We start from the raw sequence: 15638 nt of genomic DNA, 5'->3' as shown, positions 1-15638 counted from the left end.
TGAATACAATTATGTACTGTAATTGGTACTTTGATGGCAACTTATTAGAACACATTTAAGGAACATTTTAAGTGCAAGCAATTATTAAAGAATTTCAACTAGGTCAACATACAGTTACCCTAGAAACCGGTGCAATCGCTCGTCAAGCAGACGGCGCAGTACTAGCAAGTATTGGCGACACATCAGTATTAGTTACTGTTGTTGGTAAGCGTGAAGCACAACCTGGCCAAGATTTTTTCCCACTAACAGTTAACTACCAAGAGCGTATGTACGCTGCAGGTCGTATCCCTGGTGGTTTCTTAAAGCGTGAAGGTCGTCCAAACGACGGTGAAACACTTATTGCACGTCTTATTGACCGTCCAATTCGTCCACTTTTCCCAAATGGTTTTGTAAACGAAGTACAAGTTATTGCTACTGTTGTTTCTGTTAACCCTGAAATTCAACCTGATATGGTTGCGATGATCGGTACTTCAGCAGCACTTGCTATCTCTGGTATCCCATTCAGTGGTCCAATTGGTGCAGCGCGCGTTGGTTACATCAACGGCGAATACGTACTTAACCCAACGCTAAAAGAGCTTGAAGAAAGCCAACTTGATTTAGTTGTTGCTGGTACTGATAACGCAGTACTTATGGTTGAATCAGAAGCTGACGTACTTGCAGAAGACGTTATGCTAGGTGCGGTTGTATATGGTCATGAGCAATCTCAAGCTATCATCAACGCAATCAACGAATTCAAAGCAGAAGCTGGCAAGCCTACATGGGATTGGGCAGCACCTGAAAAGAACGTTGCTTTAGAAGATAAAGTAGCAGCAATCGCAGCTGATAAAGTAGGCGAAGCTTACCGCATCACTGATAAAGTGGCTCGTAAAGAAGCACTTGGCGTAGCTAAAGACGAAGTTGTTGCTGTATTAACAGCTGAGCTTGCTGAAGGCGAGTCACTAGACAAGCAAGAAGTTGGCAAAGTATTTGGTTCTCTTGAGAAGAAAATCGTACGTGGGCGCATAACTGCTGGCGAAAAACGTATCGATGGTCGTGAACCAGATATGATCCGTGCACTTGACGTAATGACTGGCGTATTGCCACGTACTCACGGTTCTGCAATCTTTACGCGTGGTGAAACACAAGCACTGGTAACAGCTACACTTGGTACAGAACGTGATTCACAGTTAATAGATGATTTAACTGGCACGCACAAAAACCACTTTATGCTTAACTATAACTTCCCTCCGTTCTGCGTAGGTGAAACAGGTTTTGTAGGTTCTCCTAAGCGTCGTGAAATCGGCCACGGTAACCTAGCTAAGCGCGGTATCCAAGCTGTAATGCCTACATTGACTGAGTTCCCTTACTCAATCCGTGTTGTATCTGAGATCACTGAATCAAATGGTTCATCTTCAATGGCATCAGTATGTGGTACTTCACTTGCACTTATGAATGCGGGTGTGCCAATTAAAGCGTCTGTTGCGGGTATCGCGATGGGTCTAGTTAAAGAAGACGAAAAATTCGTAGTTCTTTCTGACATCTTAGGTGATGAAGATCACTTAGGTGACATGGACTTTAAAGTAGCTGGTACTGCTGCAGGTATCACTGCACTACAGATGGATATCAAGATTGAAGGTATCACTCAAGAAATCATGCAAATTGCGCTTAAACAAGCAAAAGCTGCACGTTTACACATCTTAGGTGTGATGGACGAAGCGATTTCTGCACCGTCTGAAGAGCTTTCAATGTTTGCTCCACGTATCTACACTATGAAGATACCACAGAAGAAAATCGCAGAAGTTATCGGTAAAGGCGGCGCAACTATTCGTCAACTTACTGAAGAAACAGGTACTACGATTGAAATCGGTGATGACGGTACAATCAAAATTGCAGCAACAGACGGTGAAAGCGCAGCAAATGCAATTAGCCGCATTGAGCAATTAACAGCTGAACTAGAAGTAGGTACTATCTACGAAGGTAAAGTTGTACGTATCGTTGATTTCGGTGCGTTTGTAAACATTCTTCCTGGTAAAGATGGCCTAGTGCATATCTCTCAGATCAGTACTGAGCGCGTAAATAACGTGACAGATCACCTATCTGAAGGTCAAGAAGTTAAAGTTAAAGTACTAGAAGTAGACCGTCAAGGTCGTGTACGTTTAAGTATCAAAGAAGCAATGGAATCAGCAGCTGCCGCAGCTGATGCACCAACTGACGCTTAATTGTTGATATTTAATCCAGATATTCTCTGGATAATATAAAAAGGGGCTGTATAGCCTCTTTTTTTATGCTTTAATGAAACCTCTTTGGATAGCACTTGTCCTATCAGTTTGCTACTTATCTTGGTATAAAGGATTTTAATGATACTTAAACACATAGCCTTGGCATCGTTTGCTATTCTGTCTTTAAGCGCCTGTCAATCTACTTCGCAAGCACAACCGACTGCGATTGTGAATGTGCCTTTCACTGCGCCTTTAGCGTCTGATTTTCGTAGTGAAATAGCGATAGCTCGTTATTCTGAATTATTAAATCGTGCTGATCTAGCGCCAGATCAACAAGCAAAATTATTTTATGACCGTGGCGTATTATTTGATAGTTTAGGTATGTCTACCTTGGCGCGGATTGATTTTAATCGTGCTGTACAATTGAAGCCCGATTTAGCCGAAGTGTATAACTTTTTAGGTATTCACCATACCTTGATGCAACAATTTGAAAAAGCCTATGAATTTTTTGATTCAGCGTTAGAACTCAATGAGCAACACGAATATGCCTACTTAAATCGTGGTATTGCTCTTTACTATGGCGATAGAGCAAATCTTGCAGCAGCTGATCTTAAAGAGTTTTTATCACGTTCGCCAAGTGATCCTTACCGGGTATTATGGCTTTATCTAGCGCAAGCAAGCGCTGATCCTGTGCAAGCTATAGCAAACTTAAAAAGCAACGCACAAGGGCTGGATGATAGTCAATGGGCGTATAGTTTAATATCACTTTATTTGGGCGATATGAGCGAGCAGAGCTTTTTAACAAGTCTTGCCGATGGTGTTAAAACTGAACAAGAATATGCGCAGCGGCTATGCGAAGCTTACTTTTACTTAGCTAAAATATATCAAGCTAAAGGGCTTGATTATCAAGCCGCAGATTTCTTTCGTTTAGCACTTGCCACCAATGTGCATGAGTTTGTGGAATATAAATATGCCCGTTTAGAGCTTGAGTTAATGGCTGGTGAAAACGACAGTTAAATTATTTATTAGCGTTGTTGTTATGCTGAGTTTGGGATATTTACCAAGCTCAGTTAATCAGCATCGCGATATTGCCTTTTGGCATGTAAAACATACCCCAGATTCTATTCTTATTAGTTATTATCGTTTTATTGACGATTTTAATGCTCAGCTTAATTCATTGACTGATGCTACCTTATACTTATTAGCTATAAATGCTGTTACAGATGCACAATTTGCTTGGGCACTGCGGTTACTAACAAATGATCAAGCACAATCGGCTTTACCTTTTTGGCGTGTTAGCGTGGCTCAGCAAAGTGTTGATAAGCGCCGCAGACTCAGTGCATTGTTACTGCAATCAGAACGTTGGGATGATTTAACATCACTGGCAGAGCAACACCTGTTGCCTGCAAGTCATGCGGCAGAACAATTAAAATTACACCATGGCGCCACACCGGCGAGTATTGACCAAAGCTTTGCCAGTCATGAGGGATTTTTATTATCCTTTTCACAGCTGCAAGCGCAACCGCAGTGTCAGTTTAATGTGTTGATGATGACAGATCATCGCCAAGGTTTAGCAAAACTTAATGCATTTAAAATTCGTTATCAACAACACCCCCAACCGAGCTCAGGCAGTTTTTGTTTTAGTAAGCCGATTTATTTAGGGGACTCCATAAACTGCCAACAACAGCCGCAACATGCCGCTAAATGTGATTGGCAGCCTTTAGCTCACAATAAAGCTTGGCCAACGGGCTTTGATTTTATAGTGATGATGACCGCAACTGGCTCAGGCAATGTGCAAGGTGGCATAATGCACTTAAACTCGGCGAGTTATTACGGTTTATTTTTACATGAGCTGATGCACTTTAACGGCTTTGAAGATGAGTATCCATTACCCGCAGCGAAGCAGGCGTGGTTATGTAATCAAAAAGGCTTGGTGGCGCCGAACCTTTTTATTGCCAATGATCTTACACCACCGGCTGGCTGGCAGCTAAGTGATAGCTGTCAAACACCAATTAAAGCATATAAACCAAGTCATAACTGGTCAATAATGCAATATCAACAAATCCCTTTGTCAGTGCATTATCAACAATTATGGTTGCAACAAATTACTGATCCGAGCTATCAACCACTACGATTTAGCGACTATTTTCAGCAATTTAAAACACCTATGAACTTTATAAACAAAATGACAAAAAAAAATATTGAGGGATAAAGTTGTAAATAATATGCTGTCAGCACTAAAATAGTACAAAATAACAGCAGGTAGAAGGGCTTACTATAGACAAAATCGTCGCTGATCAGTATAACTATATACCTATAAAGCGTTTATTGAAGCTAAAATTAAAACCATCCGAAATGACCAGTACTAAACTAAAACTAACTAGCAGTGTATTGATACTCTTATGACTTCAAAAGGTTTCTCTCTATGACTTTGCTCTGGATACCCCTGTTATCCTTAATTGGCAGTGTTATTTCTTCCTGCACCGGCAAATTGACTCGTAATCAATCTACGAGCTTAACTATGCTAGCGCCTTTATGCGCCTTAGCAATTGCGATTTATCACACGCCAGCGGTTTTAGCGGGTGAGACAATTCGCTTTACCACACAATGGATACCAGCGCTGGGTATGGAGCTGGCTTTTCGCCTAGATGGCTTAAGCTTATTGTTTATCTTTATGATCTTAGGGATCGGGTTGCTGGTTATTTTTTATACCCGTTATTACCTAAGTAATAATGACTCGATGCCAAAATTATACTGTTACTTAATGCTGTTTATGACTGCAATGCTCGGTATTGTGATGTCGAATAACGTGATTCAACTATGGCTGTTTTGGGAATTAACCAGTATTAGCTCATTTTTGTTAATCAGTTTTTGGTGGCATAAATCAGAGGCCCGCAAAGGGGCACGTATGGCATTAGCAGTCACTGGAGCCGGCGGATTAGCTCTACTAGGCGGCTTACTACTGCTTGGTGATATTGTTGGTAGCTATGATCTAGACGTTATTTTAGCTAGCAAAACATTGATCCAGTCACATGACTTATACGAAGTTGCATTAGTGTTGGTATTGCTAGGTGCATTTACTAAATCAGCTCAATTCCCATTTCATTTTTGGTTACCGCACGCAATGGCAGCCCCAACGCCAGTGAGTGCCTATTTGCATTCAGCGACTATGGTAAAAGCCGGTATCTTCCTACTTGCACGTTTTTATCCAGCGTTAGCTGGAACAGATATCTGGTTTATTTTGGTTGCCATGACCGGCTTAACAACGTTATTGGTCGGCGCCTACATCGCTTTATTTAAGCATGATTTAAAAGGGCTGCTGGCGTATTCAACCATTAGCCATTTAGGTTTGATCACTTTATTACTTGGGTTAGATACTGAACTTGCCACAGTAGCGGCAATATTTCATATTATTAACCATGCAACGTTTAAAGCGTCATTATTTATGGCCACCGGTATTATTGACCATGAAACTGGTACGCGAGATATGCGTAAGCTCAATGGTATGTGGCGATTTATGCCTTATACAGCGACACTGGCAATGGTTGCTGCAGCGGCAATGGCTGGGGTGCCGCTATTAAATGGTTTCTTGTCAAAAGAAATGTTTTTTGCAGAAACCTTACATCAACAAATACTAGGTTCTATGTCATGGCTTATTCCTGTATTAGCAACTCTAGCGGCTGCTTTTTCTGTGGCATATTCGGCACGCTTTATTCACGATGTATTCTTTAATGGCGACCCAATCAATTTACCAAAAACACCGCATGAGCCTCCTCGCTATATGCGTGTGCCAATCGAAATACTAGTTGTGTTGTGTTTACTAGTCGGTATGTTTCCAAACTTTGTGGTTGATGGTATTTTGTCAGCGGCGTCGCTAGCAGTTCTTGGGGAAGCGACACCACAGTTTAAACTGTCAATTTGGCATGGTTTTAATTTACCATTGCTTATGAGTGCGATGGCTGTCGTGGGCGGTGTATTTATATATATTCAGCGCAAGCACTTATTTAAGTTTCAAGCATCACTACCTCCATTAAATGCTAAAAAAACCTTTGAGCGGTTTGTCTATACGATCATTAAGTGGAGTCAAGAAAAAATCAGCAGCACCGAAAATGGTTCTCTGCAACGTTACATTGTTGTGATGTTGGGGGTCGTATTGTTGTGTGCTGGTTGGCCATTGTTTGAAATGAACGCTTTGGCGGGTACTGCGCCACGTACGCCGATCGATTTTCATAATGCCATTGGTGCAGGTTTAATGATCATCGGTGCCATTAGCACTGTGATTTGGCATCGCTCACGGATGGTATCGTTATTGATGATATCAATCGTAGGGTTAATGGTTTCAGTGGCATTTACTCGCTTCTCAGCGCCCGATTTAGCGCTTACACAGTTAACCGTAGAGGTAGTGACAGTCATTTTATTAATGCTGGCATTATTCTTCTTACCGCAACGCACCCCTAAAGAGTCGAGTTCATTACGTATTTTACGTGATTTAGGGATTGCCTCAGCAGTGGGGGTGGTTATTGCCAGTATTTGTTATGCATTATTAACGCGTCCGCTTGAGTCAATTTCAGATTTCTTTATCGCCAATGCAAAAACTGGCGGAGGCGGTACCAATGTCGTAAACGTTATTTTGGTTGATTTCAGGGGCTTTGATACCCTAGGGGAAATCACGGTACTGGGGATTGCAGCGTTAGGTATTTATAAAGTATTAACTAATTTACCATTGTTTATGCCAGCCAGCGACAGTGAAGGTCGCCCTTGGGCGCGAGAACGTCATCCACTGTTATTAGCCAGTATTTCACAAAGTTTATTGCCATTGGCGTTATTAGTCTCTGCGTATATCTTTTTGCGCGGTCATAACTTACCTGGTGGGGGCTTTATTGCCGGGTTAGTCACTGCAATTGCCTTTATTTTGCAGTATATGGCTCATGGTTCAATTTGGATCTCTGAGCGCTTTGATGTGAACTATCGAAAGATCATTGCCTCGGGTATCGCCATTGCAATGTTAACAGGGCTAGGAAGTTGGGCATTTGGACGACCGTTTTTAACCACTTGGTTTGAATATTTTGATGTGCCATTTATCGGCAAAGTAGAACTGGCCAGTGCCATCGTATTTGATTTAGGTGTTTACATGACCGTAGTCGGCGCGACCTTAATGATACTCGCAAGCCTAGGTAAGTTAACCGCAGATACACCTAAGAAAGAGGTAAATATTTAATGGAACTGTTATACGCATCATGCGTTGGTGTACTGGTGACTTGTGGGGTGTACTTGATCCTAAGAGCACGGACTTTTCCGGTAGTATTAGGGTTAACGATGCTGTCATACGCAGTGAACTTATTTTTATTCTCTGCGGGGCGCTTAACTATTAATAAAGCCGTCGTGCTTGGTACAGGCACTGACTATGCAGATCCGCTGCCGCAAGCGTTGGTACTGACAGCTATTGTAATTGGTTTTGCAATGACCGCCTTTGTCGTGATTTTGGCAATTCGTGGTCGTGCTGATTTAGGCAATGATCATGTAGATGGTCACTTAGGTAAAATTGAACACAAGGAGCACAAATGATCCAGCATCTAGCTTCTTGGCCAATTTTATTACCTATGCTTGCCGGCATTATTTTACTGTTACCTCCCTGTGGGAAAAGTATTCCTATTCGTCGTGTTGCCTCTGTAGTCATGGCATTATTAAACACTTTCGTCAGTGCGCTATTATTATGGCAAGTTTTCCAGTCAGGCATTATTGTGTATGCCATCGGCGGCTGGCAAGCCCCATTTGGGATCGTGCTGGTTGCTGATTTAGTGTCAGTCCTACTGGTGTTACTAACGTCATTTCTAGGTTTGGCTGTTACTGTGTACAGCTGTATGGGAGATGATGAAAAAGGGGGCTTTTTTCATCCTTTAGTACACTTTTTGGTACTGGGTGTTAACGGTGCGTTTTTAACAGGGGATTTATTCAACCTGTTTGTATTTTTTGAAGTGCTGTTAATTGCTTCCTACTCATTACTAATGCATGACGGTGATAAACACAAAACGCGATCAGCCATTCAATACGTGAGTTTAAACCTGATTGGATCGAGTGTGTTTTTGATTGCACTGGGTATTTTATATGGTGTATTAGGCACCTTGAATATTGCCGATATGGCACAAAAAGTGTCGCAGTTACAGGGCGATGACGTCTACCTTGCAAAAATTGGTGGGTTATTACTGCTGGTTGTTTTTGCGCTAAAAGGCGCATTGTTACCACTTCACTTATGGTTACCCAATACTTACGCTAGTGCAATGCCTGTGGTGGCAGCGTTATTCGCAATTATGACTAAAGTGGGTGTATACGCAATGCTGCGTGTCTATACCGTTATCTTTGGTGATGAAGCAGGGCAACTTGCACACATGGCACAACCATGGTTGTGGGGCTTGGCCGTTGCAACTATTATAGTTGGCTCCATTGGTGTTGTTGCCGCGCAAGATTTACGTAAGCTCACTGCTAATTTAGTGATTGTATCGGTGGGGACGTTAGTCGCCTTAGTCGCATTACAAAACATTAATGCCACAGCGGCGCTGTTGTATTACTTAGTGCATTCAACCTTAGTGTGCGCGGCCTTATTTTTAGTGGCCGACCTGATTGCTCATCAGCGTGGTAAAGTTGCGGATCGTTTTGCGCCAGGACGCGGCGTAGCGCAACCATACTTATTAGGCACGTGCTTTATTATTGCTGCTTTAGCTGTAGTCGGCATGCCACCACTGTCAGGGTTTATTGGTAAAGTGTGGATTTTAAAAACCACCTTAGATAGCGAAAAAGCATTGCTATTTTGGCCTGTTTACTTGCTTGCCAGCTTTGCATTATTGGTCGCATTATCTCGAGCGGGTACTACCTTGTTTTGGGAACGCAAACACCAAGACTGTGAACCGACTGAAGGAGTAAAAGCGCATCCATTGCAGATCACGGCAATAATTGCTTTATTAGTTTGTTCGCCTTTGTTAGTGATCTTTGGCGGCGCAGTAAGTGAATATATGATTGCTGCTGCTACGCAATTGCATGATATTACCGGTGGTATCAATACGGTACTTGGAGGGGGCTTATAATGCGTTTAGAATCACGTTTTCGTTGGTTACCAACACCTTTTCGCAGTGCATTATTGTTTGTCGTATGGCTGCTACTTAATAACAGCGTATCGGCAGGTCATATAGTGTTGGCTGTGATATTCGCTATTTTAATTCCTTTAGTCAGTTTTCCATTTCGCGAACCGCAACCGCTTATAATTAAGCCCGGTTTAGCGCTAAAGCAGTTAATCATCGTGATGTACGACATTATTACCGCCAATATGCAAGTCGCATTGCTTATTCTTGGGCCAGTTAAAAAACTGCGTCCCGCGTTTGTAAAAGTACCAATAGAGCTCAGCCATGCTATGCCTATAACTATTTTGGCAAGCACAGTATCGCTCACACCTGGGACCGTAAGTGCAGAGGTATATCCGATACCTGAATCTCTCGCTGAGGGTGAGCAACCAACGCAGCGTTATTTGCTTATTCATGTATTAGATTTAGATGACGAACAAGCATTGATCGACACCATTAAACAACGTTACGAAGCACCTCTTAAGGAGATATTTCAATGTTAGAAACGGTCTTTTTAATTGTTTTTGCAATGATTGGTTTATCGTTACTGCTTAACTTATGGCGTTTGGTGGTAGGCCCTTCGGTACCTGACCGCATTTTAGCGCTAGATACTATGTATATTAATACCATAGCGTTAATTATTTTATACGGTATGAGTATGGGCACAGGGTTGTATTTTGAAGCTGCACTGTTAATCGCGATGCTTGGCTTTGTAAGTACAGTAGCGGTATGTAAGTACTTGTTACGTGGCGACATCATCGAATAAAGGGTAATAACATGATCAGTGAATGGATAGTTTCTATATTATTATTAATCGGTGGTGCATTTATATTAATAGGCTCGATAGGCCTTATCAAAATGCCGGACTTTTTTATGCGCCTGCATGGTCCTACAAAAGCAACAACCCTTGGCATGGCTGGAATGCTAATCGCCGCGATGGTATTTTTTAGTAACACGCAAGATGGCGTTAGTGTCAAAGAATTATTGATCTCAATTTTCTTATTGATCACCGCACCGATCAGCGGTTACATGCTAATAAAATCAGCAATACACCATAAACTAAAAGCCAAAGACGGCACCAAAGGTTTGGATAACATCGAAGACGATTAATTTTTTGAAGATTGAAGATTGAAGATTGAAGATTGAAGATTGAAGATTAATATCAGCCCGTTAAGTTACTTTAACGGGCTTTTTATTCACGGTTTTTATTTGTACACTCAAACCTATCATCAACTGCCATCACTTATAAATGCTAAAACATAAAAAACTTATTATCGCGTGCTTGCTGATATTATTGCCGTTGCTAGATAGTTTATTTATACCAACGGCTTTTGGGCTGCAATGGCATAATGCAAAAAGCATGTATTTACTCAGTGCTTATATGATGCCGATTAAATTAATATTGGTGACTATCGGTGGCTTTTTGTTAGCAAGCCACGGTCATCCCCACCATGACGAGCCCCGAGTTTGGTATGCTAAATTATTTGATATCAGCTTTTTTATATTGGCAGGGATCCAATTTATTGTCCTAGCAATCATTAGTGCATTGTATCTAGTGGTTGGCACTCAAGCCGACGACTACCAGCAACAGGGGAATATTAGTGTGTATACCTCGGATGTTGGCGCGTTTGGCAAAGCAACGCATTATTTTTCTTATCAATGCACTGATAAAAATGGCTTTTATAGTTTAACACCGATAGCCACCCTCGATTGGTTAGGGTCGTTCACATTTAGTGAAAAAGCGAATACCTTAATCATCAAGCATGACGATCACAGTGGTAAAGGCGAACAAATTAAACCAATAGATATCAGTGGATTTGGCTGTAAATACTGAGTTGTACCCAGCAACTTGGGAAAAGTTGCTGGATGAAACGGCCTACTAGTTAGAGTTCTTATTATTTTATCTGTATCTCGACATCTTGCCCTGTTTGTAAACGTTCAGCACCACGCACAGCCACGTTATCTCCTGCATTTAAACCGTTATCTGCAATTGGCGAGACTTCGACAAGTGGCCCTTTTCCACTGCCAACGGTTACAGGAATTTTTATCGCTTGACTTTTCGCATCAATTTTAACCACATGTATGCCTTGCTTACGGATGATTAACGCATCTCGATTTACCAATAATACCGGATTTTTGCTGGTCAATGGCACGGTTACATCAACAAGTTGGCCAATTGCCCAAGCGTGTTGAGCATCTGCTTGTAAATTGGCGCGTATTTCAACTGTCTGAGAGCGTGGATCTGTAGATGGAATTACCGCAGTTATTATTGCTGCAGCTGTTTCTGGTTGCGATAAGTCACCCGCTTTAATGGGAAGTTCTATGCCTGTTCGTAAATATTTTAAGTATCTAACGGGTACATATATACGTACTTCTAAATGATGAATATCAAGTAGCGTAAGTAACTCATCAGCACGGTTTATTTCACGACCTGCGCGCTTAAAGCGCTCGCTTACAACGCCAGCAAATGGCGCACGAATAGTTGCTCTTGTTAGTTTGTCATCGATTACTTTAAGTTCGATCTTCGCAAGTGCTATGTCAGAGCGAGCCAGATCGTGCTTATTTTGCACTTCGTCTACTTGGCTTAGTGCGGCGCTGCTAGATTTTTCTAACTCTTTTAAGCGTTTTAGGTCTTGTTGATATAAACGTAAATTAATATTAGCGCGATTGAGCATTTCTTCTTGGCGTGCTTTATCTAATTCTAAAGGTAAGGTATCCATACGAACTAAAATATCATTTTTCTTAATCACGCTGCCAGGCTCGGCAACATAGATAAGACGGCCACTAATGCCTGCTGTTAAAGTAACATCGTCTTTGCCAAACAGCGTACCATTAACTTCTATTTCACTGGTTAACGGCGCTTTAGTGACCTGTGCAACAGTCACAGGAATAACGGCAAAAACAGGTGCTATAAATAAACAGTTACATAGGATGAAAGACTGCATGGCTAGTTTAATTCTATTCATGATTAGGTTCTCTATACTCATTGGCTTGTAGCTAAACTTTTTGCTGTATTGTTTACTGATTTATTATTTGACGCAGGCGGTGTGCTTCGGCCTAGCTGTAACAAACTAGGCATTAAAATGAGAGTGAACAACGCACTGATCGCCATACCACCGACTATAACGGTTGCAAGCCCTCTGTAAATTTCAGAGCCTACACCGGGCATTAGCATCAATGGCAGCATGCCAAATAAGCTCGTAAGTGTACTTAAGTAAACAGGCCTTGCCCTTAGTAATATCGCTTGTTTGACCGCCGCCTCACGACTTAAACCTGATGTCATCGCTACCTTAGTTTGATCCACTAATAATATGGCATTGTTAACTACTAACCCTAACAAAATGATAAACCCTATCATGGTGAGCAAATCAAGCGATTGAAAAGTAAATAGGTTTAAAATAAACAGCGCTAATACGCCACCAGCAATGGCTAGAGGCATAACCAGTAAAACCAACGCACTGTCTTTTGCGGATTTAAACAGTGCTGTCATTAATAAAAATAAAATAAACAACGCCAACACAAAATTCAGCGCCATTTCGGTCATCGCCGAATTCATTTTTTGTGCGTTGCCAGCCAATATTGCTCCCGCATTACTTGGCAGGCTAGCTCTGACTTTAGGCATTACCTGTTCGCTTAAAATTGTTTGCGCTTGTTGTAAGCTCATATCAGCAGGTGGAGTTACGACTATGCTCACTGTACGGCGACCATTTACCCGACGTAACTGGGTGGGTCCTACAGTACGTTCAATGTTGGCAAGCTCGCCAAGGGTTTGTATACCTGCTTTTGGGGTAACAATCGGCAGTGCTTTTAGTTCTTCTGGGGTTTGCCAAGGAATGCCGCGTAAAATGACATTCATGCGTTCATTACCATCAAAATATTCATTCACAAATAAACCACCAGTATATGCTTGTACTGCTTGCGATACATCTCGACGAGTCAGGCCTGCTTGGGTAATACGGCGATCATTAGGTGTTAGTCTAAGTTCAGGTTCAGCCATATCAAGACGAGGCTGTGGCTGGGCGGTAGCATCTGGTAGAACTTCATTGACGGCGTTTAGTGCAATTTGTGCTGCATTAACTAAGTCATCCATGTTCGGCCCGGTTAGGTCAATATTGATATCGCGGCCATCACCACCGTTTGCAACTTGGATCATTGAACCACGAAAGAAAAATACTTGCGTGTCGGGTAAATCAATAAAAATCTCTTCTTTGGCTACTTTCATTAACTCTTCGACTCGTTGTGGATCGGCTGAGTAAATAAAGCCACCTGCATTTGAGCCAAAAGCATAAAAATTAAAATCTTTAATGCTAGGTTCTTTTTCGCCATTGAAGTAGGGCATGAGTCGTTTTTTAACTCTGAGTAAGAGCTCTTCTTCCATAAATTGCACATTCCCACCTGGTGGCGTGACCAAATTGAAAAAGAAGCCATCAGTAGGCGCGCGTGGCATAAAATCGGTTTTCGGTAGCATAGTTAATGTTGCTATCACTGAGCCGCCAAGTAATACGATAATCCACATAATTTGCTTAACGCGAGTGTTCGTTAACTTCATAATAAAATTACTGAGCTTTTGCCAATAGTAATGATATGGGTCCGCTTTGATTTGCGCATCGGGCCATAGATGATTCGCTAATGGGATAAGTGTAATTGCGCATATCATTGATGTGATAACCGCTACAGAGAGTGTCAGTGCTAAATCAGAAAACAATTGCCCTTCAATACCAGCCATAAATAAAATAGGTAAAAATATTGCAACACTCGTTGTTGTTGATGCAAATAACGCCCCAGTAACTTGGGCCGCTCCTTTAAGCGCCGCTTTTTTATTATCTAGGCCTTCAGCGCGAAGTCTGGCGATATTTTCTTGTACTATAATAGCCGCATCTAACACTAAGCCAACAGCAAATGCCAGACCCGCGAGTGATATAACATTTAGACTACGGTCAAAAACATTAAGCGCTAAAAATGCCACCATCAATGAGATTGGAATAGTCGCTGCAATCACTAAAGTAGCTTTCAGGCCTCTAAAAAATAACCATAAAATTAAGCAAGACAAAATAACGCCAAGGCCTAAGTTACTTTTAACTAACGACAGTGCATTGCGTATATGCACCGAGGCATCAAAACTAAGCTCAATAGAGAGTCCATTCGCTGCCAGCGGCCCTTCATTTAGCTCTTTTATTGCTAGATTAATATCGTCAAGTAACGCAACCGTATTGGCTTTATTAGCGCGAGAAATACGGATGTAGTAGGCTGGTTTTCCATTACGTCCACTCATACCTAAGCGGTCAGAGTAAGTCCGTTCAACACTGGCTATATCGCCTAAATAAATAGGCCTATCATCTGAGTAACCAACGCGCATTTGTGCCATGCTAGATAAGTCATATTGTCCCGTAAAACGCACTGTATATTGGCGCCTACCTACATTAGCTAAGCCACCTGAAGTATCTCGTGAACTGGCAAGTACGTTACTAATTTTATCTAGGCTTATTCCTAAGGCTGCTGCTTTATGCGGATCAAACGTAATACGCAATTCTTTCGGGCGTTCACTGGCCAGATCCACCCGCGCAACACCTGGAATTTGCGCTAATCGTGGTTCGATAAACTCATCAATTTGTTTTTGAAACTGCGACATATCAAAATCTAAACTATCCGATTGATAATCTTTAGGTGTGATCAGTAAGGTTGCTGCCGCCTCACCATTATTTCCGCCAGCGAATACAACAGGGTCGAATGCGTCTAAAGGTAAAGGGGGAGCTTGATTAAGGCTGGTTAATACATCAAGCATGGCTTGTTGCATATTTTGGCCAACAGCAAAGGTTAGCGTAATAGCGCCATTGCCTCGGTTGATATTGGTATTTACTTCTAATGCGCCAGGTGTATTTTTAACTGCATTTTCAATGGGCTCAATGATAACCGATTCAATCTCTTCGGGTGCAGCTTGTCGCCAACCAGAGAAAATTGTAATTTGCGGTTGTTCAATATCAGGGGTTAATTGAATCGGCAACTTAAAAATGCTTAATATGCCAAACAACATAATTAGCACCAAGATAACAATGACACTCGCAGGGTTTTTTAGCGAACTACGTGTCAGGTTCATTGTGTGTCTTCCAATATTTGTTTTTGTGCATTGTAGTGATATGTAAAAAAAGCGCCACTATCATAAATAGAATGTATGTCAAAAAGTAACCAAGAAACCACTAAATCAGCCAAAAGAGGCAATTTTGTAATAACTTGTAACACTTTAAGTATAAATTCGGTGGCACTTTTTTAAGCGATCATTTTTAAGTTGTTTTGAGTTAGACTTACTAACAATATTTTTAATCGATAAAAT

At 41.6% G+C, this 15638-nt stretch carries 12 protein-coding genes; 10 read left to right on the top strand and 2 right to left on the bottom strand.

Annotation, left to right across the window (positions count from 1 at the left end):
• The first annotated feature begins 71 nt into the window (after positions 1 to 71).
• From pnp to PVK79_RS16865, 10 genes are all read left to right on the top strand, one after another.
• Complete coding sequence (gene pnp / locus PVK79_RS16910; protein ID WP_145240442.1) at positions 72 to 2198, top strand: polyribonucleotide nucleotidyltransferase; 2127 nt, start codon at positions 72 to 74, stop codon at positions 2196 to 2198.
• A gap of 138 nt (positions 2199 to 2336) precedes the next feature.
• Positions 2337 to 3215, top strand: coding sequence for a lipoprotein NlpI (gene nlpI, locus PVK79_RS16905; protein ID WP_257326222.1), 879 nt, complete (start codon positions 2337 to 2339; stop codon positions 3213 to 3215).
• Positions 3199 to 4410: a hypothetical protein gene (locus PVK79_RS16900; protein ID WP_257326221.1), complete on the top strand. Its 1212-nt coding sequence runs from the start codon at positions 3199 to 3201 to the stop codon at positions 4408 to 4410. The genes nlpI and PVK79_RS16900 overlap by 17 nt, the downstream gene beginning before the upstream one ends.
• Before the next feature lie 213 nt (positions 4411 to 4623).
• The gene (locus PVK79_RS16895; RefSeq protein WP_145240448.1) at positions 4624 to 7416 is read left to right on the top strand and encodes a monovalent cation/H+ antiporter subunit A; all 2793 of its coding nucleotides are present in this window, start codon (positions 4624 to 4626) and stop codon (positions 7414 to 7416) included.
• Complete coding sequence (locus PVK79_RS16890; protein ID WP_145240450.1) at positions 7416 to 7763, top strand: Na+/H+ antiporter subunit C; 348 nt, start codon at positions 7416 to 7418, stop codon at positions 7761 to 7763. The genes PVK79_RS16895 and PVK79_RS16890 overlap by 1 nt, the downstream gene beginning before the upstream one ends.
• Positions 7760 to 9277: a monovalent cation/H+ antiporter subunit D gene (locus PVK79_RS16885; protein ID WP_145240452.1), complete on the top strand. Its 1518-nt coding sequence runs from the start codon at positions 7760 to 7762 to the stop codon at positions 9275 to 9277. Before PVK79_RS16890 ends, PVK79_RS16885 begins: the two co-directional genes overlap by 4 nt.
• The gene (locus PVK79_RS16880) at positions 9277 to 9813 is read left to right on the top strand and encodes a Na+/H+ antiporter subunit E (RefSeq protein ID WP_145240454.1); all 537 of its coding nucleotides are present in this window, start codon (positions 9277 to 9279) and stop codon (positions 9811 to 9813) included. Before PVK79_RS16885 ends, PVK79_RS16880 begins: the two co-directional genes overlap by 1 nt.
• Positions 9807 to 10076: a K+/H+ antiporter subunit F gene (locus PVK79_RS16875; RefSeq protein WP_016707651.1), complete on the top strand. Its 270-nt coding sequence runs from the start codon at positions 9807 to 9809 to the stop codon at positions 10074 to 10076. Before PVK79_RS16880 ends, PVK79_RS16875 begins: the two co-directional genes overlap by 7 nt.
• A gap of 11 nt (positions 10077 to 10087) precedes the next feature.
• Positions 10088 to 10420, top strand: a complete 333-nt coding sequence (locus PVK79_RS16870; protein WP_145240456.1) for a Na+/H+ antiporter subunit G — start codon at positions 10088 to 10090, stop codon at positions 10418 to 10420.
• Between the two features lie 139 nt (positions 10421 to 10559).
• Positions 10560 to 11144: a hypothetical protein gene (locus PVK79_RS16865; protein ID WP_257326220.1), complete on the top strand. Its 585-nt coding sequence runs from the start codon at positions 10560 to 10562 to the stop codon at positions 11142 to 11144.
• 61 nt (positions 11145 to 11205) lie between these two features.
• On the opposite strand, the gene PVK79_RS16860 is transcribed toward PVK79_RS16865, so the two are convergent.
• Positions 11206 to 12276: an efflux RND transporter periplasmic adaptor subunit gene (locus tag PVK79_RS16860; RefSeq protein ID WP_257326219.1), complete on the bottom strand. Its 1071-nt coding sequence runs from the start codon at positions 12274 to 12276 to the stop codon at positions 11206 to 11208.
• Positions 12277 to 12293: 17 nt separating this feature from the next.
• Entirely contained in the window at positions 12294 to 15404 is a 3111-nt protein-coding gene (locus PVK79_RS16855) for an efflux RND transporter permease subunit (RefSeq protein ID WP_257326218.1), read from the bottom strand.
• Between the last annotated feature and the right edge of the window lie 234 nt (positions 15405 to 15638).

Source organism: Pseudoalteromonas rhizosphaerae (assembly GCF_028885455.1).
In the GTDB taxonomy this organism is placed as follows: Bacteria; Pseudomonadota; Gammaproteobacteria; order Enterobacterales; family Alteromonadaceae; genus Pseudoalteromonas; species Pseudoalteromonas rhizosphaerae.
This window is presented reverse-complemented; position numbering and strand designations above follow the sequence as displayed.

Coding starts and splice junctions, on each gene's coding strand:
- PVK79_RS16860 (WP_257326219.1), bottom strand. CDS start 12,276: ATGAATAGAATTAAACTAGCCATGCAGTCTTTCATCCTATGTAACTGT.
- PVK79_RS16890 (WP_145240450.1), top strand. CDS start 7,416: ATGGAACTGTTATACGCATCATGCGTTGGTGTACTGGTGACTTGTGGG.
- PVK79_RS16855 (WP_257326218.1), bottom strand. CDS start 15,404: ATGAACCTGACACGTAGTTCGCTAAAAAACCCTGCGAGTGTCATTGTT.
- PVK79_RS16895 (WP_145240448.1), top strand. CDS start 4,624: ATGACTTTGCTCTGGATACCCCTGTTATCCTTAATTGGCAGTGTTATT.
- PVK79_RS16885 (WP_145240452.1), top strand. CDS start 7,760: ATGATCCAGCATCTAGCTTCTTGGCCAATTTTATTACCTATGCTTGCC.
- PVK79_RS16870 (WP_145240456.1), top strand. CDS start 10,088: ATGATCAGTGAATGGATAGTTTCTATATTATTATTAATCGGTGGTGCA.
- nlpI (WP_257326222.1), top strand. CDS start 2,337: ATGATACTTAAACACATAGCCTTGGCATCGTTTGCTATTCTGTCTTTA.
- PVK79_RS16880 (WP_145240454.1), top strand. CDS start 9,277: ATGCGTTTAGAATCACGTTTTCGTTGGTTACCAACACCTTTTCGCAGT.
- PVK79_RS16875 (WP_016707651.1), top strand. CDS start 9,807: ATGTTAGAAACGGTCTTTTTAATTGTTTTTGCAATGATTGGTTTATCG.
- PVK79_RS16865 (WP_257326220.1), top strand. CDS start 10,560: ATGCTAAAACATAAAAAACTTATTATCGCGTGCTTGCTGATATTATTG.